We start from the raw sequence: 21,799 nt of genomic DNA on the forward strand, positions 1-21,799 counted from the left end.
CCATCGCGGCGCCGTAGGAATGCGGCGGCCGCTGTTGCGCGCGTCACTTTAGCGTGCGCCGCTTCGCCTTTGGAACGCGTCCCGCTGCCCTCGACAGCGGAAGGCAGGCGGACGGCCTGTAAAGCGAAGGTTCATGATCACTCACATGCGGCGGGCGCTTGCTCCTTTCTTTGGCCTTTGCATTCTCTCGGGCTTTTTCATTCTCGGCGGCCTTCTGACCTTCAGCGCTCCAACAGCGCAAGGCGCGCCCGCCGAGACACAGAACCTGCAGCCGATCCTCGTCAAAATCAGCGAAGATCAGATGCGCGTCGCCGGCGTCGAGACTCAGCCCATCGAGCGGGAGTCGGGCATGGGCGAACTCGTCGTGCCGGGCGTCGTCGCCGTGCCGCCGCAGCAGCTCCTCATCGTGGCGGCCCCCGCCGCCGGTCTAGTCGAGACTCTGCTCGTCGCAATCGACGAGGATGTCAAACAAGGCGCGCCGATTGCGACACTGAAGTCGTCGGAGCTCATCGAGGCCCAGCGCGCCTTCCTGCACGCTGTCTCGGAGGCGAATCTCGCGGCCGAGAAGCTGCGGCGCGACGAGCAGTTGTTCAAGGAGCACATCATCGCCGAGCGGCGATTGATCGTCACGCGCGCCGAGGCGACTCAGGCGCGTTCGGCGCTGGATGAGCGCGGGCAAATTCTGTCACTGGCCGGCATGACGGATAAGGAGATCGAGACGCTGAAGCGCGAGCGCAAGCTCGCAAGCTCGCTTGTCGTGCGCGCGCCGGTCGCCGGGACCGTGCTGCAGCGACACGGAACGACGGGCGAACGCGTGCAGGCGTCGGCGCCGCTCATCACCATTGCGCGGCTCGACCCCATTTGGGTCAATCTGCAAGTGCCCCTTGGCCGCACCGCAGCCCTCGACAACGTCGACCGCGTGCATTTGCCCTTGGCGGGCATTGACGGCAGACTTATTCGCATCGGCCGCACCGTGGACGCGGCGACGCAGTCGGTCACGGCCGTCGCCGAGTTTCGGACTGGATCGAGTCCGCTGCGCCCTGGCCAAGCGGTTCAGGCGATCCTGCGCCTTAAGGGCAGCGACGCTTCCCAGTGGCGGGTTTCCTCGGACGCTCTGGTGAACTTCAAAAATCACAATTGGGTGTTCGTGCGCTCGCCGGAAGGCTTTGTCGCGACCCCGGTGACGCTACTTTCCGAGACGCCGCAATCCGCGTCCGTCCAGGGCGCGCTTAAGGCAGGCGAGCGCGTTGCGACCCGCGGCCTGCTGACCTTGCTGGCGGAACTCGCCGAGGCCGAAAGGTGACAATTCGCAATGCTTGAAAGACTGATCCGTGTCGCGCTCCAGCAGCGGCTGCTCGTCTTTCTTGGCGCGCTCGGCATCGCCGCGTGGGGGGCGGTCAGCTATTTCAAACTGCCGATCGACGCATTTCCGGACGTCGCGCCGGTGCAGGTGATGGTCGCCATGCGCGCGCCGGGCCTCACGCCAGAGGAGTTGGAGGCGCGCGTCACCGTGCCGATCGAGCTCGCGGCGAAAGGCATTCCCAGCCTCGTTCGCATGCGCTCGATGACGCGTTATTCGGTGACGCTGATCACCTTCGAATTTTCGGAAGGGACCGACATCTACTGGGCGCGCGCGCAGGTGAACGAGCGTCTCGCGCAGGCGCAGAGCCAATTGCCGGACGGCGTCTCCGGCGGCCTCGCGCCGATCGTTACGCCACTCGGCGAGATGCTGATGTTCACCATTGTCGGCGGCGACCTCACGCCGACGGAGCAACGCACTTTGCTCGATTGGACGATACGCCCGGCGATCCGTGGTTTGCCAGGCGTCGCCGACCTCAACGTGCTCGGCGGCTTCGTGCGCACCTTCGAAGTGGCGCCGTTCCCAGCCGCCATGGCGTCTCGCGGCGTCACCGTGGAGATGCTCCAGTCGGCGCTTTCCAACAACAATAAGAACGACGGCGCGGGGCGCGTGCGCGATGGCGAGGAAGCGTTGCTCGTGCGCGCCGAAGGCCGCTTGCGATCGCTGGAGGAAATACGGTCTGTCGTCATCGCCGCGCGGGACACCGGCATCGTCCGCGTCGGCGACGTCGCCGAAGTGCGCAATGGCGCGTTGCCGCGCAACGGCGTCGTCGTGCGTAACGGCGAAGGCGAGGCGGTGTGGGGGCTCGTTCTGGGTCTGCGCGGCGCCGACGCGAGCATGGTCGTCAAGGGCGTGAAGGAGCGGCTGGCAGAAATCGAGCCGACGCTGCCGAAAGGCGCCAAGATCGAAATCTTCTACGATCGCAGCGAATTGATCGGCAAGGCGGTCTGGACCGTACAGAAGGTGCTGATCGAGGCGATCGTCCTCGTCGTCATCCTGCTCGTCTTGTTTCTTGGCGATCTTCGCGCCGCGATCGTCGTGTCGGTCATTTTGCCGCTCGCCGCGCTCGCGACGTTCGGCATCATGCGCTGGTGGGGACTCTCGGCGAATATCATGTCGCTCGGCGGTCTTGCGATCGCCATTGGACTTTTGGTCGACTGCGCGGTCGTCGTCGTGGAGAACGTCGAACATCGCATGGCGCATGCGCATGACGTCAGTCTTTCCGATCGCATTTTCATGACGCTCGAAGGGACTCGCGAGGTCGCCGTCCCGCTCACTTCCGGTGTGGTCATCATCGTCACCGTGTTTCTGCCGCTGCTCTCTCTCGAAGGGCTGGAAGGGCGTCTGTTCGCGCCGGTAGCGCTGACCATCGCCTTCGCGCTCGGATCGGCGCTCGTGCTGTCCCTCACCGTCGTTCCGGCGCTGAGCGCGACGTTGCTGAAGCCCGGCCATGCCGATGAGCCCTGGCTGGTGCGCAAGCTCGCCGCAGTCTACGAGCCCTTGCTCAAGCGCTCGCTCGACAAGCCCTTAATCGTCGGCGCCGCCGCTATCATCGGCCTCGTCGTCGCCTTCACCGCCTATGCGGGCATCGGCCAGACCTTTATGCCGGTGATGAACGAGGGCACGCCCGTCATCACCATCCGCAAACATCCGACGATCAGCGTCAATATGGCCGCGGAGACCGACATGCGCATTCAGCGCGCGATCATGGAGCGCGTGCCGGAAGTCAAGGGAATGATGGCCCGGGCTGGCGCCGACGAGCTCGGCATCGATCCCGTCGGCCTCAACGACACCGATAATTTCCTGACGCTTGCCCCGCAAAGCGAATGGCGCGGCAAGGATATAGATTGGCTGATGGGCGAGATTCGCGCCGTTCTCGACAGCATGCCCGGCATTTCCTACGCCTTTTCGCAGCCGATCGACATGCGCGTGCAGGAAATGATCATCGGCGCCCGCGGCGACGTCGTCGTCAAGATATTTGGCGACGATATCGACGAGCTCAACCGCCTCACCCGCGAGGTCACCGCGACATTGCGCAAGATCAAGGGGTCGCGCGACGTTTTCGGTCTGCAGAACGACGGCATGCGCTATCTGACGGCGCGCGTCGATCGGCTGGCTGCCGGGCGCTTTGGCCTCAACGCCGGCGAGATTCAGGACGCGCTGCGCGTGTGGGTCGACGGTCAGCCGGTCGGCATCGTGCTGGAAGGGCCGATCCGCACGCCGCTCGTCATCCGCGGCTCGGAGACCTCGCGCCGCTCGTCCGTCGATTTCGCGCGGCTGCCGATGGTGTCGTCGGAAGGCAAAGTCGTCGAACTGTCACAACTCGCCGACGTGCGCGTGGAAAACGGGCCGATCCAGATCATTCGCGAGGAAGGCCGTCGCTTCGCCACCGTCCTCGCCAATGTGACGGGACGCGATCTTGTCGGATTCGTCGACGAAGCCAAGAAAGCCGTCGCTAAAAACGTAAAAACGCCGCCGGGATATCGCTATCAATGGGGCGGCCAGTTCGAAAACCAGCAACGCGCGTCGGCCCGACTCGCGATCGTCGTGCCGATCGCGCTGGCGCTGATTTTTCTCTTGCTTTATCTAACCTTCAACTCGGTGCTGCAGGCGACGCTGGTGTTCTGCAATGTGCCTTTCGCGGCGATCGGCGGCATTTTGGGCCTGTGGCTTTCGGGAGAATTCATGTCCGTGCCCTCGTCGGTCGGCTTTATCGCGCTTATCGGCATCGCGGTTCTCAATGGCGTCGTGCTCATCTCCTACATCAACAAGCTTGTGGCTGAAGGCACGCGCAGCACGCGCGAAGCGGTGTTAGAGGGCGCGCGTCGGCGCATGCGGCCCGTTATGCTCACCGCCACCATCGCGGCCTTCGGCTTGATCCCGTTCCTGTTCGCGCATGGGCCCGGCGCCGAGATCCAGCGCCCGCTCGCCATCGTCGTCATCGGAGGGTTGATCTCGGCCACGGTGCTGACCTTGATCCTGCTGCCGATTCTTTATGATCGCACCGCGAATCTGGGCTTGGTCATTCGTCAGAAGTTCCGCGCGCGCGCGAAGCGGCAACCCGCGCCAATGCGTGCGCGCGAGGACGCGCGCGCATGAGGATGGGCGCGGTCTACACGGCATTTTTCTTGTTTGTGTTCGCTTTGCCTTTCGAGACGGGAGTCTTTGCACAGGAGCAGGGCGAGCCGGCGGAGATGCAGATCAAAGCGTCTGTCAAAGCTGCACCCAAGAAAGCGCGCGTGACATCGCCCAAGAAAGCCGGCGCGCGGCCGCCATCCCAGCGAAGCGGCGGCGTGTTAGCGAAACATCTTGAGATGGCCGTCTTGGTTGATGCGCAGAGCCGTTCGCTCGAAGCGCAGTTTCGCGCCACCTCGGCGCGCTATGCGACGGCCAATTCGATTACGCCAGGCTCGCCCTACGTCGAGGGCTTGCAGCGAAACTCGGTCGCTGGCAATTTACGCAACTACAATGAAACCGAAGTTGAGGTCGGTATGCCCTTGTGGCTGCCCGGGCAGCGGGACGCCTATGCGGGAACTGTCACGACCGGACTCTTCGAGGTTGAAGAGCGACTGGCGCTTCGTCGATTAGAAGTCGCCGGCGTTTTGCGCGACGCGTGGTGGACTGCGCAGCGCGCGGCGCGCGAAGTCTCCGTTGCGCGCAATCGCGTCGCCACCGCCCGCGACATCGGCGCGGACATGACGCGCCGCGTCGAGCTTGGCGACGCCGCTCAGACCGATGCGCTGCTTGCCGAGAACGAAACGCTCGCCGCCGAAACGGAGCTTGCGCAGTCGGAGGGCGCGGTAAAGGTGGCGCGCGCCACCTACGCGGGCCTGACCGGCGGCGCGCAGCCGGATGGGAAGCTTGAATCCGTGCGGCCGCCGATCGACATCGAGGAGCATCCTGCGCTGCGCGCGCCCGTCGCCGCGCTTGCGCGCGCCAGAGCGCAGGCGGAGCTTGTCGACGCGACGCCGATCCCCAGTCCGGAGATCGGCATTTTCGGCCGGCAGGAACATAATGATCAATATGCGACTGACCGTTCGCTCGATCTCTTGGATCCGATCACGAACCAGCGCACGGATGCGACCACGGTGGGGGTGCGCATCCGCTTTCCGCTCCCGACCGCCGGCCGAAATGAGCCGAGACGCGCCGAGGCGCTCGCCGAAATGGATCGCGCCACCGCTGAATATGAGCGCGCGAAGCTCGTCGTGGTCGCCGAGATCAAGGCGGCGCACGCATCGCTGGCGGCGGCGCAACGCGCGGCGAAACTGGCCAACAGCCGTCTTACCGTCGCCAATGAACAGTTTGAACTGTCGCGCAAAGCCTTCAAGCTCGGAGAGATCAGCGCCTTCGATCTTTATCGCGTGCGGCAGATTCAACTCGAGGCGCAGCGCATGCAGGCGAACGCCGAGATCAATGTCGGCGTCGCGATCTCCCGACTTAATCAGGCGCAGGGATATGCGCCTTAGCAGTGGGCGATGCGCGATTTATGGACATTGGCGCACGAAGTCCGCGATACGCGCAATCGTCGGCTGATCGAGCAGCAGCGGCGCATGGCCCTGGCCTTCGACCCAGGCCTGTTCAAGGCGCGGCGCGCGCCGCGCCATCTCGTCAAAGACTTCGGGCGAGAGAATGTCGGAGTTCGTGCCGCGAATGGCGAGAATCGGAACATCCGACAGCGCGGCGAAGTCGTCCCAATGTTCCTTTGGCGCAACGTCGGGCAGGACAGAGTCGAGCGTATGCGACAATTCCGGATCGTAGCGCAGCAGAACTTTCCCGTCCTTCTCGACGAAGGTAAGCCGCGCATAATCCTCCCACTCCTGCGGCGAGACGCCGGAAAAATTGACGCCGGCGGTCATTCGCATCAGCGCGATTGCTTCGCGCATAGACGGGATGGGCGGCAGCTTGCCGACGTAGCGCTTAATGCGGAGCAGGCCGGCATGCTCGATCTTCGGTCCGATGTCGTTGAGCACCGCGCCGCGCACGATGCCGGGCCGGCGCGCCGCGATGCGCATCGTGTGAAGACCGCCGCGTGACGTGCCGATGAACACCGCTTGCGCGACGCCCGCGTCGGCAAGTTGAGCCATGATGTCGGCATGCTCGACGTTGAAGTCATAGCGTCGCCAGTCCTGATCCCAGTCGGATCGGCCGCGTCCACGATAGTCGAGCGCAAGAATCCTCCGGCCGTCGGCTTGCAGGGTCCTGGCGATGCGGTCGAAATCATCGGCCGAGCGGGCAAGCCCCGGCAGGCACACGACCGGGAGCGCCCCCCCGCCGCCGCCCGGCGGCGCGGGATAGTCGAAATAATGCAAGCGGAGCCCGTCGGCCGCGCGAATGTAGCGGCTAACCGGCTCTTGCGCAGACGCCATGGAACGACCATTCCCGCATGATGAAACCTGCCCCGTCGCAGCGACATTGACGCGATGAATCGGGTTTCGCAACTGCGCCGCTGGCGCTTTGTGTTCCTTGACTTCAAAGCCGGTTGCGGCGAGTTTGCCCGCGCCCGCGAGGCGTCCCTCGCCTAAAGGAAAACGCCGCCTCAATGCGCTCCTATCTCGACTTCGAAAAGCCCGTCGCAGAACTCGAAACCAAGGTCGACGAACTGCGCGCGCTGGCCGGAAACGGAGAGGCCGTGTCGATCGGCGAGGAGCTCAGCAAGCTCCAGGCCAAAGCCGCGAAGGCGCTCGCGGATCTCTACGCCGGCCTGACGCCCTGGCAGAAGATTCAGGTGGCGCGGCACCCGCAGCGGCCACATTTTTCTGACTATGTGCGGCAGCTTGTCGACGAGTTCACGCCGCTCGCCGGAGACAGGCTGTTCGGCGAGGACTTCGCGATCGTCGGCGGTTTCGGGCGGTTCCGCGGCGAGCCGATCTGCGTCATCGGCCAGGAGAAGGGCTCGGATACGTCGAGTCGTCTTCATCACAATTTCGGCATGGCGCGGCCGGAAGGCTATCGCAAGGCGGTCCGCCTGATGGAGCTCGCCGACCGTTTCGGTTTGCCGGTCGTCTCGCTTGTCGACACGGCTGGCGCTTTTCCGGGCATCGACGCCGAAGAGCGCGGGCAGGCCGAAGCGATCGCCCGCTCAACCGACGTATCGCTCTTGCTCGGCGTGCCCAATGTCGCGGTGGTGGTGGGCGAGGGCGGGTCCGGCGGCGCGATCGCGATCGCGGCGGCCAACAAAGTGCTGATGCTTGAGCACTCAGTTTATACCGTCGCGTCGCCCGAAGCCTCGGCCTCAATTCTGTGGCGTGACTCCGCCAAGGCGCAAGAGGCGGCGACGAGCATGAAGATCACAGCGCAGGATCTCTTAAAGTTCGGCATCATCGACCTGATCGTGACGGAGCCGCCGGGCGGCGCCCATCGCGATCCCCAGGCGGCGATTGGCGCAGTCGGAGAGGCGCTCGCCAAAGAGCTTGCCGGCCTGGCGAATTTGTCGCGCGAACAGCTGAGACAATTCCGCGCCGACAAGTTTTTGGCCATGGGCCGGAAACTTGAAGAGAAGCGTTAACGTAAATTCCAGAAGATTGGCCCTAAAAGCGCGTAGGCGCGCGATTCTCCGCTGATTTGGACACGGTCTCGTCCCATTATTTGTTTTTCCTGATCAGGCGCGGCGGCTCGCTTCCGAGACCTTCGCGAGGCGACTGCGCCGCCAGAGGGGACATTATGAAGACTCGAGGCATTGCGCCGGCGCCGGCGCTGGGGCTTGCCGTCCTGGCCGCCTTCGCGCTCTCAGCCTGCGAGCAGAGCGGTCTCGCGCATCGCTCGCTTGCGCCGATCCCCTCCGAGACTGTCGCGCTGATGGAGCAGGCCGGCACGACCAAGGAAGCGCCGATGCTGATCCGCGCCTACAAAAAGGAAGCGGAGCTCGAAATCTGGAAGATGCGGTCCGATGGTCGTTACGTCCATCTGAAAACGTTTCCGATGTGCCGCTGGTCGGGTCAGCTCGGACCCAAGCGTCGCCAGGGCGACCGCCAAGTGCCCGAAGGCTTTTACGCCATCGGCCCGGCGCAGATGAATCCGAACTCGAGCTATTATCTGTCGTTCAACGTCGGCTATCCGAACGCGCTCGATCGCGCCCTTGGCCACACCGGCGGCGACATCATGGTGCATGGCGCCTGCTCGTCGGCCGGCTGCTTCTCGATGACCGACAAGCAGATCGCGGAAATCTACGCGATCGCCCGCTCGTCGCTCGCCGGCGGTCAACGCGCGATCCAGATGCAATCCTTCCCCTTCAAGATGACGGCGGAAAATCTCGCCAGGCACCGTCTCGATCCCAACATCGACTTCTGGAAGCAGCTCAAGGAAGGCTCCGATCATTTCGAGGTGAGCTTGCAGGAGCCGCAAGTCGCCTTTTGCAACCGGCGTTACGTGTTCAACGCCGCCGGCTCGGCCAATCTCGATCCGGAGGCCGCCTGTCCGCCGCTCAAACAGGACCCGGAGATCGCCCAGGCGGTGGCCGAGAAGACCGCGAAGGACGAAGCCAAAATCGCCCAACTCGCGCAAAGCGGCGTGAAGCCGGTGCGGATCGTTTATCAGGACGGCGGCCAGCACCCCGCCTTTGCGTCGCGGGTTCCAGAGGTCAGCCGGCCGGAAACGATCCTTCCGCCCACCGAAATCGCCCTCGACGAGAAGCCGAACCGAGGCGCTGGGGCGGCTGCCGCCAAATCGCCGGTCGTGACCTTGGCCGCGGCGAAGGCCGCTGACGAAAGCCGGCGAACCCGCGTCGTCGCATTGGCGCCGATGCGCAGCGACCACCGCGACCTCTCCGCGCTCGCAGCCTCGGATCCAAGCCCAACCAACAGCGTGAAAAAATTGGTGCGTTCGAACAGGGATGCGGGAAATATTCCGACGCCGCCAGCCTCGATTGGCGTCAGGAAATCCGCGGCCGCTCATTCGTCCAGATCTTTTTAAGACCCTCGGATCCTTCGAGCAAACTCAAAGCCGCGCCTAGGCGCGGCTTTCTTTTCTGTCCAAGGCGATGGGCGGCGACTCGCTGAAGCTTTGCCGTGTAGCGAAAAATATCTTGACGCTTGTGCGGCGCAGCAATATAACAGTGCAACGCAGCGAGAGTTGTCTTGCTTCGTAGCCCTCCTTGGGCGTTTCCTCCCTTGACTTGGGCCGCTGGTTCGTCCGGCGGCCCTTTTTTATGCCAACAGGTGGAAAAACGAGCCGGAGACGCCGTTTCTCGCCAGTCCGGCTGGGCGTTCGTCGTCGCTATAGGCATCGCGCGCCATTGCGAAGGGCAGGCCTTCTTCACGAAGAACAGTCGCGTAGTGAAATTCATGGCCGCGCAGTCGAAATCCGACAGCGCCCAGCGGGTGGTCTGCCGCGAGTTGCGCCTGCCGATAGCCGAGATGCAATTTCCGCTGGGCGAAGCTCGTTTCCAGTTCGAGCAGTCCGGCCATTTCATGCGCCTCGCCCGCCGCGTCGATCAGCGCGCGGCCGAGAACCATGTAGCCGCCGCATTCGCCGTGGAGCCATCCTCTCTGAGCGAAACGCCGCAACCCCTTTATGAAGGACTGCGCCGCCGACAGCCGACCGGCGTGCAACTCCGGATAGCCGCCCGGCAGCCAGCAGAGATCGCAATCTTCGGGCGGCGCCTCGTCGGCGAGCGGCGCGAAGAAGCAAAGCTCCGCGCCGGCGTCGCGCCAGCTCTGCGCGAGATGCGGATAAAAGAAGGAGAAAGCGTCGTCGCGCGCCACCGCGATGCGCTGGGCCGGCGGCGGAAGCGCCACGACGCTTGTCATTCCCGACGCCCGCGCAGCGGGCGATCGGGAATCCAGAGCCTCGACAGGCGCGTCTGGCGTCATGCTGGATTCCCGATCGCTTCGCTTGCGCGAAGCGTCGGGAATGACATCGCCAGTTGCGGCGATCGTCGCGCAAGCGACAATCGCCGCGATATCCACATGCGCGTCTACGAAGTCCGCGAGCGCCTCGAGACGCCCGTCGAGACCTGCCGTTTCGCCCGCCTGCACCAACCCCAGATGGCGTTCGGGGAGGGAAACCGCCTCGTTGCGGGGCAGCGCGCCGAACACCGGGATGCCCAGCGCCTCGATCGCTTCGCCGGCGAGTCTGCGATGCCGCTCGGAGCCGACGCGGTTCAATACGACGCCGGCGACCTTTACGCGCGCGTCGTGTCCGGCGATGCCGCGAACAATCGCCGCCGCCGTCTGCCCTTGGCCGGAGACGTCATGAACGAGCACGACCGGCCAGCCGAGCATAGCGGCGATGTCGGCGCTGGCGCCGATTCCCGCCGCGCCGCCGGGCGCGCCGTCAAAGAGCCCCATCGCGCCTTCGGCGACCACGATGTCCGCGCCCTCGCTTGCCCGCGCGGCGAGCCGCGCGATCAGCGCCGCATCCATCGCCCATGAATCGAGATTGACGCCGGCGCGGCCGGTCGCCGCGGCGTGAAAGGCAGGGTCGATATAGTCCGGCCCGCATTTGACCGGGGCGACGCGCAAGCCGCGCCGCGTCAGCGCGCGCATCAGGCCGAGCGTCAGCGTCGTCTTGCCCGATGAGGAGCGCGCCGCGCCGATCAGCAGGCCAGGCGCGTTCACCTTTCGCCGCTCGGCCGAAAGCGCCGATCATAATCCGCGTCGTAAAGCGCGCTTTCGCGGAAATCTTCGCTCGCGAGCGCCGGTCCGACGAGAATGAGCGCGGTGCGCTCCATCGGCGTCTCGGCCGTGCGCGCCTCGATGTCGGCGAGCGTGCCGCGCACAACGCGCTCATCCGGCCATGAGGCGCGATAAACGAGCGCCACGGGACAGCCGCCGCCATAGTAGGGCGCCAGCTCTTCCACGACCCGCGCCAGCACATGGATCGAGAGGTGGATCGCGAGCGTCGCGCCGGATTGCGCGAATGTCGCGAGCCTTTCGCTCTCAGGCATCGATGAGGCGCGCCCCGACGTGCGCGTCAGCACCAACGATTGTGCGACTTCGGGCAGCGTGAGTTCGCGCTTCAACGCGGCGCTCGCCGCCGCGAAGGCCGGCACGCCAGGCGTCATTGTGCAAGGAATGCCGAGCGCGTCGAGGCGGCGCATCTGCTCTCCAACGGCGCTCCAGATCGAAAGATCGCCCGAATGCAGCCGCGCGACATCGAGGCCGGCGTCATGGGCCTGCTGCATTTCTGCGATGATGGCGTCGAGCGACAGCGGCGCGGTATCGACGATGCGCGCGCCCGGCGGACAATGCGCCAGCACGCCGGCAGGAACGAGCGAGCCGGCGTATAGGCACACCGGACTTCGCGCGATGAGATCCCGCCCACGCAAGGTAAGCAGATCGGCGGCGCCGGGGCCCGCGCCGATGAAATGCACGGTCATGACTTGTTCTCTTCGCCGCGCTTCGCCAGAGCGCAGGCGGCGACCGGCGTCGTCACGCGCGGCGCGACGAGGCGACTGTTTGGTCCGGCGCCGACAAGCGCCGCGGCTTCGGCGACGCTGCCGACTCCAAACATCGCCTGCACGCGCGGCGAATGCGTCGCCGCCGTCGCCTTGCGGGCGCGCAGCGCGGCGAGCGGCAGAAAGACAAGTTCAAGCCCAAGTTCGCGCGCCGCCTCGTGCACCCCGGCTTCCTGCGCCTTGCTTTCAAGCGCATAGAGCCTCGCCTCGCTCAGATCGACGTTATGCGTCTGCGCGACGCGGCGCACGAGTTCGACGATATCGTTCGCGGCGACGCCGCGTCTTGCGCCGAGCCCGAAGGCGTATGTCGCGTTCATCTCTTTGTCGCTCGCCATTGCGTGACCGCCATTGCTGGATCGAGCGCATGGAAGCGGCCGATGGGACGCGCATGCGCTATCTGCAGATGTATGAGCTCGCCGCCATTGTCGCGATAGGCGTCGGCGAGCAGCGACTGAGTCTCAATCGTAACGGCGTTGACGACGATGCGTCCGAAGCGAGGGAGCGCGTCCCATGCGGCGGCGAGCGTCGCCGCATCGGCGCCGCCGCCGATGAAGATCGCCTGTGGCGCATCGAGTTCGGCGAGCGCTTGCGGCGCTTCGCCCGCGACGACGCGCAGATCCGGAACGCCAAGCGACAGCGCGTTGCGCGCAATGCGCGCCGCGCGCGCCGCGTCGCGCTCGATGGCGATGGCGCGGTTTGCGGGATCGCTCAGCATCCATTCGATGGCGACGGAGCCGGCGCCGGCGCCGACGTCCCACAGCAATTCGCCCTTGCGCGGCGCGAGCGCGGAGAGCGTCACGGCGCGGATGTCGCGCTTGGTGAGCTGCCCGTCGTGTTCGAACCAATCGTCGGGCAGGCCCGGCGCAAGCGGAATGACCGCTGCGTCTTCGCCGGCTTCCACTTCGACGGCGACCGTGTTGAGCGGCGCAATGTCATTGAGCCCGAAGGCGTCGGCGCGCGCAGCGCGCAGCCGCTCCTTAGCGCCGCCGAGCCGCTCGAGCACATGGAGGCGCGATCCGCCCATGCCGCGCAGGGCTAGATGGCGCGCGAGGCGCGCCGGCGTCGTCTCGTCCCAGGAGAGCGCGATAATTCGTGCGCGCGGCTGCAAATGCGGCGTCACAAGCTCAAACGCGCGGCCGTGCAGCGAAAGCAGCGCGCAATCCTGCAGGCTCCATTTGAGCCGCGCGGCCACGAGTGAAAACGCCGAGGGCGACGGAACGCAGAAAATCTCGTCACGCGCGACATGGCGCGCGATGAGATCGCCGACGCCGTAGAAGAAGGGATCGCCTGAGGCGAGAACCACCGTGGGTTTGCCGTGCTGCGCGAGAATTCTGGGCAATGCGTCAGAGAGCGGCGAGGGCCATTGCAGGCGCTCCGCCGGCGCGTCGATCATCGCGAGATGTCGCGCGCCGCCGACGATCAGCGAGGCCTGCGCCACGAGCGCGCGCGCCGCCGGCGTGAGGGCGTCGGCGCCGTCTTCGCCGAGGCCGATCAGCGACAGCCATGGCGCGTTCATGTCGCCTTCCGCGACGTATAGACCCAGTCGCGCGCGCCCTCGCGCGCGATGCGCCGCGTGCCGCTGGCGCCGATCACGACAAGCGTCGACATATCGACCTTGTCGCCCGCGGCTTCGTCGAGCCGCGTCAGAATGATCTCCTCATTCTCACGCCCGACGGACTTCGCCAGACCGACGAAAGTCTCGCCGGGAAGATGACGACGCAGCAGCGCAAAGGCGTCGTCGATGCGCGTCGGCCGCGCGCGGGACGCGGGATTATATAGCGCGATGACAAAGTCGCCTTGCGCGGCATGTTCCAGCCGTTTGGCGATGACGTCCCACGGCTTGAGATTGTCGGAGAGCGAGATCGCGCAAAAGTCATGGCCGAGCGGCGCGCCGAGCCGCGCCGCCGCCGCCTGCATCGCCGAGACGCCGGGCAGCACGCGAATGTCGAGATCGCGCCACTCCCGCGGGCCGCAATCGACCGCTTCGAACACCGCCGCCGCCATGGCGAAGACGCCGGGATCGCCGCCGGAGACGACAGCCACGCGGCGACCCTGCGCGGCGCGCGCCAGCGCCCCCTGCGCGCGGTCGATCTCGACGCGGTTATCGCTTGCAAGCCGTGTCTGTCCTGCGCGCTCGGGAACGCGCGCGACGTAAGGCGCATAGCCGATAATGTCCTGCGCCTCGTCGAGCGCCGCCTGCGCCTCGTGAGTCAGCCATCGCGCGTCGGCCGGACCGAGGCCGACAATGTCAAGCGCGCCGCTCAAGGGCGTCGGCCTCGCCCCGGCACCAGCGCCATCGAAAAATAGGGCGCGTCATCGTCGCGCTTGTCGGCGAAGCGCATGATCTTTTCGCCGGGCATCGCGCCGCGTTCGACATAGATTGCGCGATCGATGACGCCGGCGCGAGTCATCGCGCGGCGCAGCTTGGCGAAATTGCCGCCAAGCTTCATCACCACCGCGGCGTCGGTTTCGGCGAGGCGCGACGCAAGTCTGTCTTCGTCGAGCGTCGCGGGCAGAACGGTGAGAATGTCGTCGCCCCAGGCCATCGGCTGGCGCGCCGCGGCGAAACACCCCGACATGCCGGAGACGCCGGCGCAAATCTCGACGCGAAAACGCGCGTCAAGCCGTGCGAACATATGCATGAAGGAGCCGTAGAGCAGCGGATCGCCTTCGCAGAGCAGCGTCACGTCGCGACCGGCTTCGAGCAGGGCGCGAATGCGCATCACGCAATCTTCATAGAAGTGCTGAAGCGACGAGACATATTCCGGCTGATCGAAAGGAATCTCCGTCGTCACCGGATAGAGCAGCGCAATCTCTTCGCACCCCGGCGCGAGATAGGGCGCGGCGATCGCGCGCGCGTGGCTTGCGCGTCCGCGCTTGGCGAAGAAAGCGACGACGCTCGCCGCGCCGATGAGGCGCGCGGCCTTCACCGTCACAAGCTCCGGATCGCCAGGACCGAGTCCGACGCCGATCAGCGCGCCGAGCGTCGCGACGGCTTCATGCGAGGTCGAGGCGAGCGCGTTCATTCCTTTTCGCTCGCCAGCGCATTGATGGCGGCGGCGGCCATGGCGCTGCCGCCCTTGCGGCCTTTCACGATCACGAAGGGAACGCGCCCATATTCGCGCAGCGCGTCCTTCGATTCCGCCGCGCCGACGAAGCCGACCGGCATGCCGATGATGGCGGCCGGCGGCGGCGCGCCTTCGTCAATCATCTCGAGGAGACGGAACAGCGCGGTGGGCGCATTGCCGATCGCGACCAATGCGCCATCCAGTCGGTTGCGCCACAGCTCCAGCGCCGCGGCGCTGCGCGTGGTTCCGATCTCGGCGGCGAGCGCCGGCACGCGCGGCTCAAGCAGCGTGCAGACCACCTGGTTCTCCGTCGGCAGACGCGAACGGGTGACGCCATGCGCGACCATGTTGGAGTCGCATAGAATCGACGCGCCTTTCTGCAGCGCGTCGCGCGCCGCCGCAACAAAATCCGGCGAGAACTCGATGTCGTCGGCGAGTTCCACCATGCCGCAGGCGTGGATCATGCGCACGGCGATCTTTTCCTGCTCGGGCGTGAAACGCGCGAGGTTCGACTCGGCGCGAATGGTCGCAAAAGAGCGCGCATAAATCTGCGCGCCTTCGTGGATATAGTCGAAGCGGCGGCTCATTGCGTCCGACCGCTTGCGCGCGCGGAGAGTTCGCGCATCACGGCCTCGAAGGTCAGCGATCTGAAGCTCGGCGCGCCGTCGGCGCCGGCATTCTCGATGAGATCGAACCCTTCGGCGTTGGCAAGCAGCGTGATCGGCGAGGCGCTCTGCCGGGCGCAGCCTTTCGCGCAGCCCGAAAGATGAAGGCCAACGCCGTCAGCGCCGCCGATCATCTGCGCAAGCGGCGCGAGATCCATCACATGCGCGCGCGTCTCGGCGATCGCCTGCGGACATTCCGGCGCGCCGGGACAGGCGATGACGGCGAGGCGCTTGTCGTCGGCCGACGTGATGAGGTCGTGGTCTTGCGCGCGCGAGACGACGCGTCGCGCATTGTCTTTATCGGGCGTGACGATCAGCAAGGCGCGCCACGGCGTGAGGCGCAGTTCGCCGGTTCCCTCGCTTTGTGCAAGATCGGCCACGGCGGCGAGTTCATCTGCGCGCCAGCGACCGAAGGGCGCGCCGACGCCGGCGAAAGCGAGCGCGCCGCAGCGTTGCGCCCCATAAATATGCGCGCGGGACGCGGGCGCCGGCGCTTCCCTGGAGACGCGCATGACGAGCCCGGCCGCGCGTGGCAGCGCGTCGGCGCCGAGCGCCTCGACCAACGTGCGGACGCGCCTGAAGCTATTTGCATGACGGTCGCGCAGCTCCACGAAGGCGCGCGCAAAGCGCAACGCAACGTCGAGCGCGTCACCGGCCGCGACGACTACGGCGCGATCAGGAACGCCGGCGATGCGAATTGCGACATCGCCGTTTGCAATTGCTTCGATCCGAATGTCGGCCTCGACGTCGGCAAGCGACAGCGCGCCGCCATCATCCAGAAGAAACAGAAATTTCGGCGGAAGCGCGCGAAGCGCCGCGTCGCGCTGCAATTCCGCAGCAAGCTCCACAGCCATGACGTTGGCGTCGAAAGCGCCGGCGACGAGGCCGGCGAGCGGTGACGCGATGACATTCGTCACGCGTTCGGCGTCGGCGCTCGGCGCGAGCATGCCGATCGCCTCGAGGCCGCGCAGGGCTTCGGCGATCGTCGCCTCGCTGATCCCGCGCAGTTGCAGTTGCGCGCGCTGCGAGAGATCAATCAGCCCATTGCCGCAGTTGTCCGCAATTCTCGCGATCTCGCGCGCCTGCGCCGCGCTCATGCGAGAGCCGACCGCCTTGGCGCGGATCAGCAAACCGTCGCCGCTCGGCATCGGCGCGAAGGCTCCGGGACACCAGCCCTTGATCTCAGGCCTCGGCTGCAAGACGCCCTCCCTCCTGGCGTTCGATATCGCTTAAGGCGCCGCGCACGCTGTTGCGTTGCGTATTCCACAAGCCGCGCGCGAGCGCTTCGCTAAAAACGCGCGCGATTGCGGTGAGCGCGCGAGGATTTTCCATGGCGAGAAAAACTCGCGTCGCATCATCGCCTAAGGTCGCGTCAAAAGCGAGATCGAATTGCGCATCGCTGATGAGGCCGCTTGTCGCGGCGAAAGCATAGAGATTGTCTATCGTCTCGGCGATTTCGCCGGCGCCGCGGTGGCCGTGCCGCTTCTGGCCTTGAAGCCATTGGGGGTTGGCGAGCCGCATGCGCAGGACGCGCGCGATTTCGTCTTTCAGAGCGCGCGGCCGTAACCGTTCCGGCCGCGTCGCATCGATATGCACCAAATCGGCGTCGCCGCCAAGCATGGCGTTGGCGGCGGCGAAACCGCCCTCGTAATCGGCGAAGGCGGGTCCGATCAGAACGTCGACTTCCGCCATGTCTTGCACATGGATATGCGCGTCGGCGTCAGCGACGCGCGCGCTGAACGCGGCGACAGCCTCGTCGCTTTCGCCCGCGCGATCATAGGCGTGACCGGCGGCGCAAAGATAGGCGCGCGCAAGATCGTCGCGGTCCGACCATTCGCCGCGCAGCACGCGATCGCTCACGCCAATTCCGTAAGCGCCGTCAGCAGCCCCGAAGACGCGGCGCAGATCGTCAGCCGCCTTCAGCGGATTGATTTCAGCGTCTTCATCGCGCGCGGCGACCGCGCGCACGGCGTCGTCGAACAGCGCGATGAGATTTCCGAACATGTCGCGAAACAGCCCCGAGACCTGCAGCGTCACGTCGACGCGCGGAAACTCGAGCCGCGCCTGTGGCAAAATTTCGAAGCCGATGACGCGCGCGCTCGCCGTGTCCCAGCGCGGCGCGACGCCGAGAAGCGCGAGCGCTTGCGCGAAATCCTCACCGCCGGTGCGGATCGTCGCGCTGCCCCACAGGTCGAGCATGATATAGCGCGGGAATTCGCCATGCAGTTGCGCGTGGCGCGTCATCACCTCGGCGGCGGCGCGACGGCCAATGTCATAGGCCGTTTGTGTGGGCGCATGGCGCGGATCGATGCAATAAAGATTGCGGCCGGTCGGCAAAACGTCGGCGCGCCCGCGCGATGGCGCGCCGGCCGGGCCGGGCTCGACGAAGCGGCCCGCAAGCGCGGCGATGAGCGCGTTGCATTCGGCGCGCGCGCAGGCGTCGCGCGCGGTATCCGCGTCTGAATTTGCTTGGGCGCGCCCGAAGACATGGAGTCCGTCGCCGATGCGCATGTCCTTCAGGTTGCACATCCAGGCGTCGAGGCGCGTCAATGTCTCGGCGATGTCCATCTCGCGCGAGACGCCGCATTCCACGGCAAGGCCGCTGCGCTCGGCTTCATCGATGATGGCGCCGGCGACGAGTCGCGCGCGGCGCGCGTCGAGCGCGCTCGCCGTCGCATATTCGTCGAGCAGCGTTTCAACTTTCGCCGCGGCGTCGAAGAGTTCGGCGTCGACGAGCGGCGGGGTCAGATGACCGATGGTCACGGCGCATGTGCGGCGCTTCGCCTGCGCGGCTTCGCCGGGATCATTGACGATGAACGGATAGATGAGCGGCGTCGGCCCGAGCACGGCTTCCGGCGCGCACGCCTCGGACAGCATGACCGATTTGCCGGGAAGCCATTCCAGCGTGCCATGCGCGCCAAGATGAATGAGCGCGTCAATCTTTCGCATATGCCGCAGCCAAAGATAGAAGGCGACATAGGCGTGACGCGGCGGGCGCTGCACGTCGTGATAGGTCTCGTAACGCTCCGTGCGCGCGCCGCGATCGGGCTGCAGCGCGATGAAGAGCTTGCCGGCTTCGAGACAGGAAAAGCGGAAGGCGCCGTCGACGACGGCAGGATCATCCTGCGGCGCGCCCCAGGCGTCGTTGACGCTTGCGACGAAGTCGGGGGAGACGTTCGAGAGCAACGCCAGATAGTCGGCGAGCGAAAAACTGACGACGAACGTCTGGTCTTCAAGGCATCGCAACAAAGATAACGCGTGCACCTTCTCCCCCTGGCGGGAGAAGGTGTCGTCGCGGAGCGACGACGGATGAGGGCCCTCACCCGACCCTGCTGCGCAGGGCCACCCTCTCCCGCCCGCGGGAGAGGGGAGCGCGTTGTCAGCGTCATTGCCAAGGTCATATCCCGCATCGATCAACGCCGCGACGATCTCATGCACGCTTGCTTCCGCATCGAGGCCGATGGCGTAGCCGCCGCGGCCGCGCCGCGCCGGATAATCCGAGAGAATGAGCGCGAGGGTTTTTTCTGCGTTGGGTTTGCGGCGCAGCCGCGCCCAGTTCAACGTGAGGTCCGCGACGAAGTCGATGCGCGATTGCTCAGGCGCGTGACGCGTCTCGCTGAATTCCGCCGCAAGACGCAGCGGCGCTTCCTCCTTGAAGGAAATCGCGCGCGTGAAGATGCGACCGTCAACTTCCGGCAAGACGACATTCATCGCGAGATCTGCGCCATTCGCGCCGCGCATCGAAGCGGCCCACGCATCGCGCGAAGAGGTGGCAAGAGCGACCTGCAGCACCGGCGCGTCCGCGCAATCGAGCACGCTTCCGCTGTCGCGCCGCGCCGAAAAGGCCGTGGCGTTGAGGATGACGTTGGGCGCGAAAGTCTCGAGCGCACGCGATACGAAAGCTTCGCTCTCGGCCTCTTTCAGGCTCGCCACGTAAACCGCCTCGACCGCGAAGCCGCGCTGCGCCAGCGCGTCGGCGAGCGCGATGATCGGCGCGACATCGTCGGCGAGGAACATGGCGCGATAGAAGACGATCGTCGCGCGCAATTCGCCGCCGGCGCGGCGCGCGAATTCGAATTGTCCGGCGTTGGCGACGGGAAGGCTTTCCCGCCACTGCGCCGGACGGCCGATGAGAGTCGATGCATAACCGAGAAACGAACGCAGATTGTCGGGACCGCCGTCCTGAAAGAACCGCCAGATTCGATTGAGCGTCTCCGCGCCGAGCGTCGACGCTTGCTTCAGACGCGCGTCGTCGTGCATATCGCCGGGAACGATCGCAAGCGCAATACGCTTCGCGCGCGCAAGCGCCTCAAGCTGTTCGACGCCATAAGCCCAATAGTCCTTGCCGCCGAGCAGCCGCACGACGATCAGCCGCGCATGTCGCGCCACGGCGTCGAGATAGAGATCGACGGAGTAGGGGTGCTTCAATTGCGTCAGCGACGCGCAGCGAAAGCTCGGGAGGCTCGCGCCGCTTTGCTCATAAAGTCGCGCCAGCAGCCGCAGCTCGGAATCCGAAAAGGACAGAAACACGATCTCTGCTGGAGATTGTCCGAGATCGACGGCGGCGCCGGCGTCGTCGAGATTATGGAGATCGCGCGGCAGAAGATGCATGGCGTATCACGGCTGCGCCAGCGTCGCGATCACCGCGTCGCGATTAAGGCCTTTCTCGCCGATGATCACGACGCGACTCATGCGCGGCTCATCGGGCTTCCACGCCCGATCGAAATGATGTTCGATGCGCGCGCCGACGCCTTGCACGAGCAGGCGCATCGGCTTGCCGACGACTTCAACGAAGCCCTTGATGCGCAGCACGTCATGCGCGCGCGCCGCTTCAGCGAGTCGCGCAACCAGCGCCGCCGGATCGGCGACGGCCGAGAGAGAGACGACGAAGCTGTCGAAGTCGTCATGGTCGTGTCCGGGCTCGGCGTCATGATGCGACGGACGGGTGGCCAGATCATCCTCCGCCGCCGCCGACAGGCCGAGCAGCACGAGCGGATCGACTCGCCCGCCGCTGGCGCGCACGATCTTCGCCGCTTTCCGAGCGCCGAGCGCCAGACGATCCGCGACGTCGCGTTCTTCGTCGGCGCCCAGCAGATCGGTCTTGTTGAGGATGATGAGATCGGCGCAGGCAAGCTGATCGTCAAACACCTCTTCAAGCGGATTGTCGTGATCGATCGTCCGCGTGTCTTCGCGCTCTTGCGCGATCGCGTTGAGATTGTCGGCGAAACGGCCCTCCGCCACGGCCTTGCCGTCGATGACGGCGATGACGCCGTCAACGGTCAGCTTCGAGCGGATCGCCGGCCAATCGAACGCCTTTATCAGCGGTTTGGGCAGCGCCAGTCCTGATGTTTCGATGATGATGTGGTCGGGACGCTTTTCATGCGCGAGCAGCGCTTCGATCGCCGGGATGAAATCGTCGGCGACGGTGCAGCACAGACAGCCGTTGGCGAGTTCGACGATGTTTTCTTCCAGGCAGTTTTCGACGCCGCAGGCGCGCAGGATTTCGCCGTCGACGCCGACGTCGCCGAATTCATTGATGACGAGCGCGAGGTGCCGATCCTTGGCGTTCTCGAGCACATGACGAATAAGCGTCGTTTTCCCCGCGCCGAGGAAGCCGGTGACGATCGTTGCAGGGATTTTGGTGCCGCTCATGACGCCTCCTGTTCACGCGATAAGAGTCGCCAGACGAGACCGGCGAGCGCGCCGGCGAGCGCCCAGCTGATCGCCTGAACGGCGAGCGAGGCGGCCGCGAAGCGCGCGGCGAGCTCCGCCGGCGCCGTGCTCTCGGGCGTCGCGGGCTGCGGCGCGAAGAAATGCGGCGCGACGATCAGCGCGACGGCGACGATCTTTGCCGCCGTCGAGTCAAGCCGCAACAGGGCAAACAGTCCGGCGCCGGTGGACAGCGCGGTCGCGAGCCACCAGATTTGACGCGCGGCGAGTTCGGTTTCCGCCATGCCGGGAAGCTGCGGCGCGAGGCCCAGACTCGTCGCGAGCCCCGTCGCGGCGAAGGCGCAGGCGCCCCACAGCGCGGCGCGGCGCGGCGCGATGGCGTCGCCAGAGAGAAGCATCGCGGCGAGCAATATGAGCGCGTAGCCGATCGAGACAGCGATCGTCGCGAGGCTGGTCGTCGCTGTGCGGCTCAGGCCGGAAAGCGCTGCGCCCGCGTCGCCGCCGTCATGCGCATGCTGCGCCGCCTCATAGACCTCGGCGGCGAGGATGAGCGGCGTCGTGGTGAAGTGCTGCAGGGCTGCGACCGCAAGCCCGGCGACAAGGCCGGCGATAAGGCCGGTCGTCAAAACGCGCGCGATCAAGC

The 21,799-nt window shown here is 65.9% G+C and carries 17 protein-coding genes; 5 read left to right on the top strand and 12 right to left on the bottom strand.

Translation table 11 applies throughout. The annotated features are described in order from the left end of the window. Window positions 1-133 precede the first annotated feature (133 nt). Genes IYW40_RS17940 through IYW40_RS17950 form a run of 3 tightly spaced genes read left to right on the top strand, consistent with a single transcriptional unit; the run spans window position 134 to window position 5,826 of the window. On the top strand, window positions 134-1,303 hold the full coding sequence (locus IYW40_RS17940; RefSeq protein WP_196401635.1) for an efflux RND transporter periplasmic adaptor subunit: 1,170 nt from the start codon (window positions 134-136) through the stop codon (window positions 1,301-1,303). Window positions 1,304-1,312: 9 nt separating this feature from the next. Continuing rightward, complete coding sequence (locus IYW40_RS17945; RefSeq protein WP_196401636.1) at window positions 1,313-4,459, top strand: CusA/CzcA family heavy metal efflux RND transporter; 3,147 nt, start codon at window positions 1,313-1,315, stop codon at window positions 4,457-4,459. Continuing rightward, a complete protein-coding gene (locus IYW40_RS17950) occupies window positions 4,456-5,826 on the top strand; it encodes a TolC family protein (RefSeq protein ID WP_196401637.1) in 1,371 nt (456 codons plus the stop codon). Before IYW40_RS17945 ends, IYW40_RS17950 begins: the two co-directional genes overlap by 4 nt. A gap of 18 nt (window positions 5,827-5,844) precedes the next feature. Here IYW40_RS17950 and IYW40_RS17955 read toward each other — a convergent pair whose 3' ends face one another. Continuing rightward, window positions 5,845-6,726, bottom strand: coding sequence for an alpha/beta hydrolase (locus tag IYW40_RS17955; RefSeq protein WP_196401638.1), 882 nt, complete (start codon window positions 6,724-6,726; stop codon window positions 5,845-5,847). Between the two features lie 173 nt (window positions 6,727-6,899). Between IYW40_RS17955 and IYW40_RS17960 the strand changes: the two genes are divergently transcribed. Together IYW40_RS17960 and IYW40_RS17965 are read left to right on the top strand one after the other, a co-directional pair. After that, window positions 6,900-7,865, top strand: coding sequence for an acetyl-CoA carboxylase carboxyltransferase subunit alpha (locus IYW40_RS17960; protein ID WP_196401639.1), 966 nt, complete (start codon window positions 6,900-6,902; stop codon window positions 7,863-7,865). 155 nt (window positions 7,866-8,020) lie between these two features. Next, on the top strand, window positions 8,021-9,268 hold the full coding sequence (locus IYW40_RS17965; protein ID WP_196401640.1) for a murein L,D-transpeptidase family protein: 1,248 nt from the start codon (window positions 8,021-8,023) through the stop codon (window positions 9,266-9,268). A 233-nt stretch (window positions 9,269-9,501) separates the two neighbouring features. Here the strand turns inward: IYW40_RS17965 and IYW40_RS17970 are convergent, their stop codons facing one another. From IYW40_RS17970 to IYW40_RS18020, 11 genes are read right to left on the bottom strand one after another with little or no spacing between them, the layout of a single operon-like run. Further along, a complete protein-coding gene (locus IYW40_RS17970) occupies window positions 9,502-10,914 on the bottom strand; it encodes a cobyrinate a,c-diamide synthase (RefSeq protein ID WP_196401641.1) in 1,413 nt (470 codons plus the stop codon). Beyond that, on the bottom strand, window positions 10,911-11,675 hold the full coding sequence (cobM, locus tag IYW40_RS17975) for a precorrin-4 C(11)-methyltransferase (RefSeq protein ID WP_196401642.1): 765 nt from the start codon (window positions 11,673-11,675) through the stop codon (window positions 10,911-10,913). The genes IYW40_RS17970 and cobM overlap by 4 nt, the downstream gene beginning before the upstream one ends. Further along, a complete protein-coding gene (locus IYW40_RS17980) occupies window positions 11,672-12,088 on the bottom strand; it encodes a cobalamin biosynthesis protein (protein WP_196401643.1) in 417 nt (138 codons plus the stop codon). Before IYW40_RS17980 ends, cobM begins: the two co-directional genes overlap by 4 nt. Continuing rightward, entirely contained in the window at window positions 12,067-13,269 is a 1,203-nt protein-coding gene (cbiE, locus tag IYW40_RS17985) for a precorrin-6y C5,15-methyltransferase (decarboxylating) subunit CbiE (protein ID WP_196401644.1), read from the bottom strand. The genes IYW40_RS17980 and cbiE overlap by 22 nt, the downstream gene beginning before the upstream one ends. Further along, window positions 13,266-14,018, bottom strand: coding sequence for a precorrin-3B C(17)-methyltransferase (gene cobJ, locus IYW40_RS17990; protein ID WP_196401645.1), 753 nt, complete (start codon window positions 14,016-14,018; stop codon window positions 13,266-13,268). Before cobJ ends, cbiE begins: the two co-directional genes overlap by 4 nt. Then, window positions 14,015-14,779, bottom strand: a complete 765-nt coding sequence (locus tag IYW40_RS17995) for a precorrin-2 C(20)-methyltransferase (RefSeq protein WP_196401646.1) — start codon at window positions 14,777-14,779, stop codon at window positions 14,015-14,017. Before IYW40_RS17995 ends, cobJ begins: the two co-directional genes overlap by 4 nt. Further along, complete coding sequence (locus IYW40_RS18000) at window positions 14,776-15,408, bottom strand: precorrin-8X methylmutase (RefSeq protein WP_196401647.1); 633 nt, start codon at window positions 15,406-15,408, stop codon at window positions 14,776-14,778. The genes IYW40_RS17995 and IYW40_RS18000 overlap by 4 nt, the downstream gene beginning before the upstream one ends. Continuing rightward, a complete protein-coding gene (gene cobG / locus IYW40_RS18005) occupies window positions 15,405-16,685 on the bottom strand; it encodes a precorrin-3B synthase (protein WP_196401648.1) in 1,281 nt (426 codons plus the stop codon). The genes IYW40_RS18000 and cobG overlap by 4 nt, the downstream gene beginning before the upstream one ends. Continuing rightward, a complete protein-coding gene (gene cobN / locus IYW40_RS18010; protein ID WP_196401649.1) occupies window positions 16,669-20,097 on the bottom strand; it encodes a cobaltochelatase subunit CobN in 3,429 nt (1,142 codons plus the stop codon). The genes cobG and cobN overlap by 17 nt, the downstream gene beginning before the upstream one ends. Before the next feature lie 6 nt (window positions 20,098-20,103). Beyond that, on the bottom strand, window positions 20,104-21,138 hold the full coding sequence (cobW, locus tag IYW40_RS18015; RefSeq protein WP_196401650.1) for a cobalamin biosynthesis protein CobW: 1,035 nt from the start codon (window positions 21,136-21,138) through the stop codon (window positions 20,104-20,106). Then, window positions 21,135-21,797 carry a CbtA family protein gene (locus IYW40_RS18020; protein ID WP_196401651.1) on the bottom strand — a complete coding sequence of 221 codons (663 nt, stop codon included), beginning with the start codon at window positions 21,795-21,797 and terminating at the stop codon, window positions 21,135-21,137. The genes cobW and IYW40_RS18020 overlap by 4 nt, the downstream gene beginning before the upstream one ends. Window positions 21,798-21,799: the final 2 nt, after the last annotated feature.

This window comes from Methylocystis sp. H4A (assembly GCF_015709545.1).
In the GTDB taxonomy this organism is placed as follows: Bacteria; Pseudomonadota; Alphaproteobacteria; order Rhizobiales; family Beijerinckiaceae; genus Methylocystis; species Methylocystis silviterrae.

Bases quoted from the DNA above. Each gene is read 5' to 3' on its own strand.
- IYW40_RS17960 (WP_196401639.1), top strand. From the start codon at position 6,900: ATGCGCTCCTATCTCGACTTCGAAAAGCCCGTCGCAGAACTCGAAACC.
- cobM (WP_196401642.1), bottom strand. From the start codon at position 11,675: ATGACCGTGCATTTCATCGGCGCGGGCCCCGGCGCCGCCGATCTGCTT.
- IYW40_RS17940 (WP_196401635.1), top strand. From the start codon at position 134: ATGATCACTCACATGCGGCGGGCGCTTGCTCCTTTCTTTGGCCTTTGC.
- IYW40_RS17995 (WP_196401646.1), bottom strand. From the start codon at position 14,779: ATGAACGCGCTCGCCTCGACCTCGCATGAAGCCGTCGCGACGCTCGGC.
- cobW (WP_196401650.1), bottom strand. From the start codon at position 21,138: ATGAGCGGCACCAAAATCCCTGCAACGATCGTCACCGGCTTCCTCGGC.
- cobN (WP_196401649.1), bottom strand. From the start codon at position 20,097: ATGCATCTTCTGCCGCGCGATCTCCATAATCTCGACGACGCCGGCGCC.
- IYW40_RS17950 (WP_196401637.1), top strand. From the start codon at position 4,456: ATGAGGATGGGCGCGGTCTACACGGCATTTTTCTTGTTTGTGTTCGCT.
- IYW40_RS18000 (WP_196401647.1), bottom strand. From the start codon at position 15,408: ATGAGCCGCCGCTTCGACTATATCCACGAAGGCGCGCAGATTTATGCG.
- IYW40_RS17965 (WP_196401640.1), top strand. From the start codon at position 8,021: ATGAAGACTCGAGGCATTGCGCCGGCGCCGGCGCTGGGGCTTGCCGTC.
- cbiE (WP_196401644.1), bottom strand. From the start codon at position 13,269: ATGAACGCGCCATGGCTGTCGCTGATCGGCCTCGGCGAAGACGGCGCC.
- IYW40_RS17980 (WP_196401643.1), bottom strand. From the start codon at position 12,088: ATGGCGAGCGACAAAGAGATGAACGCGACATACGCCTTCGGGCTCGGC.
- IYW40_RS17955 (WP_196401638.1), bottom strand. From the start codon at position 6,726: ATGGCGTCTGCGCAAGAGCCGGTTAGCCGCTACATTCGCGCGGCCGAC.
- IYW40_RS17945 (WP_196401636.1), top strand. From the start codon at position 1,313: ATGCTTGAAAGACTGATCCGTGTCGCGCTCCAGCAGCGGCTGCTCGTC.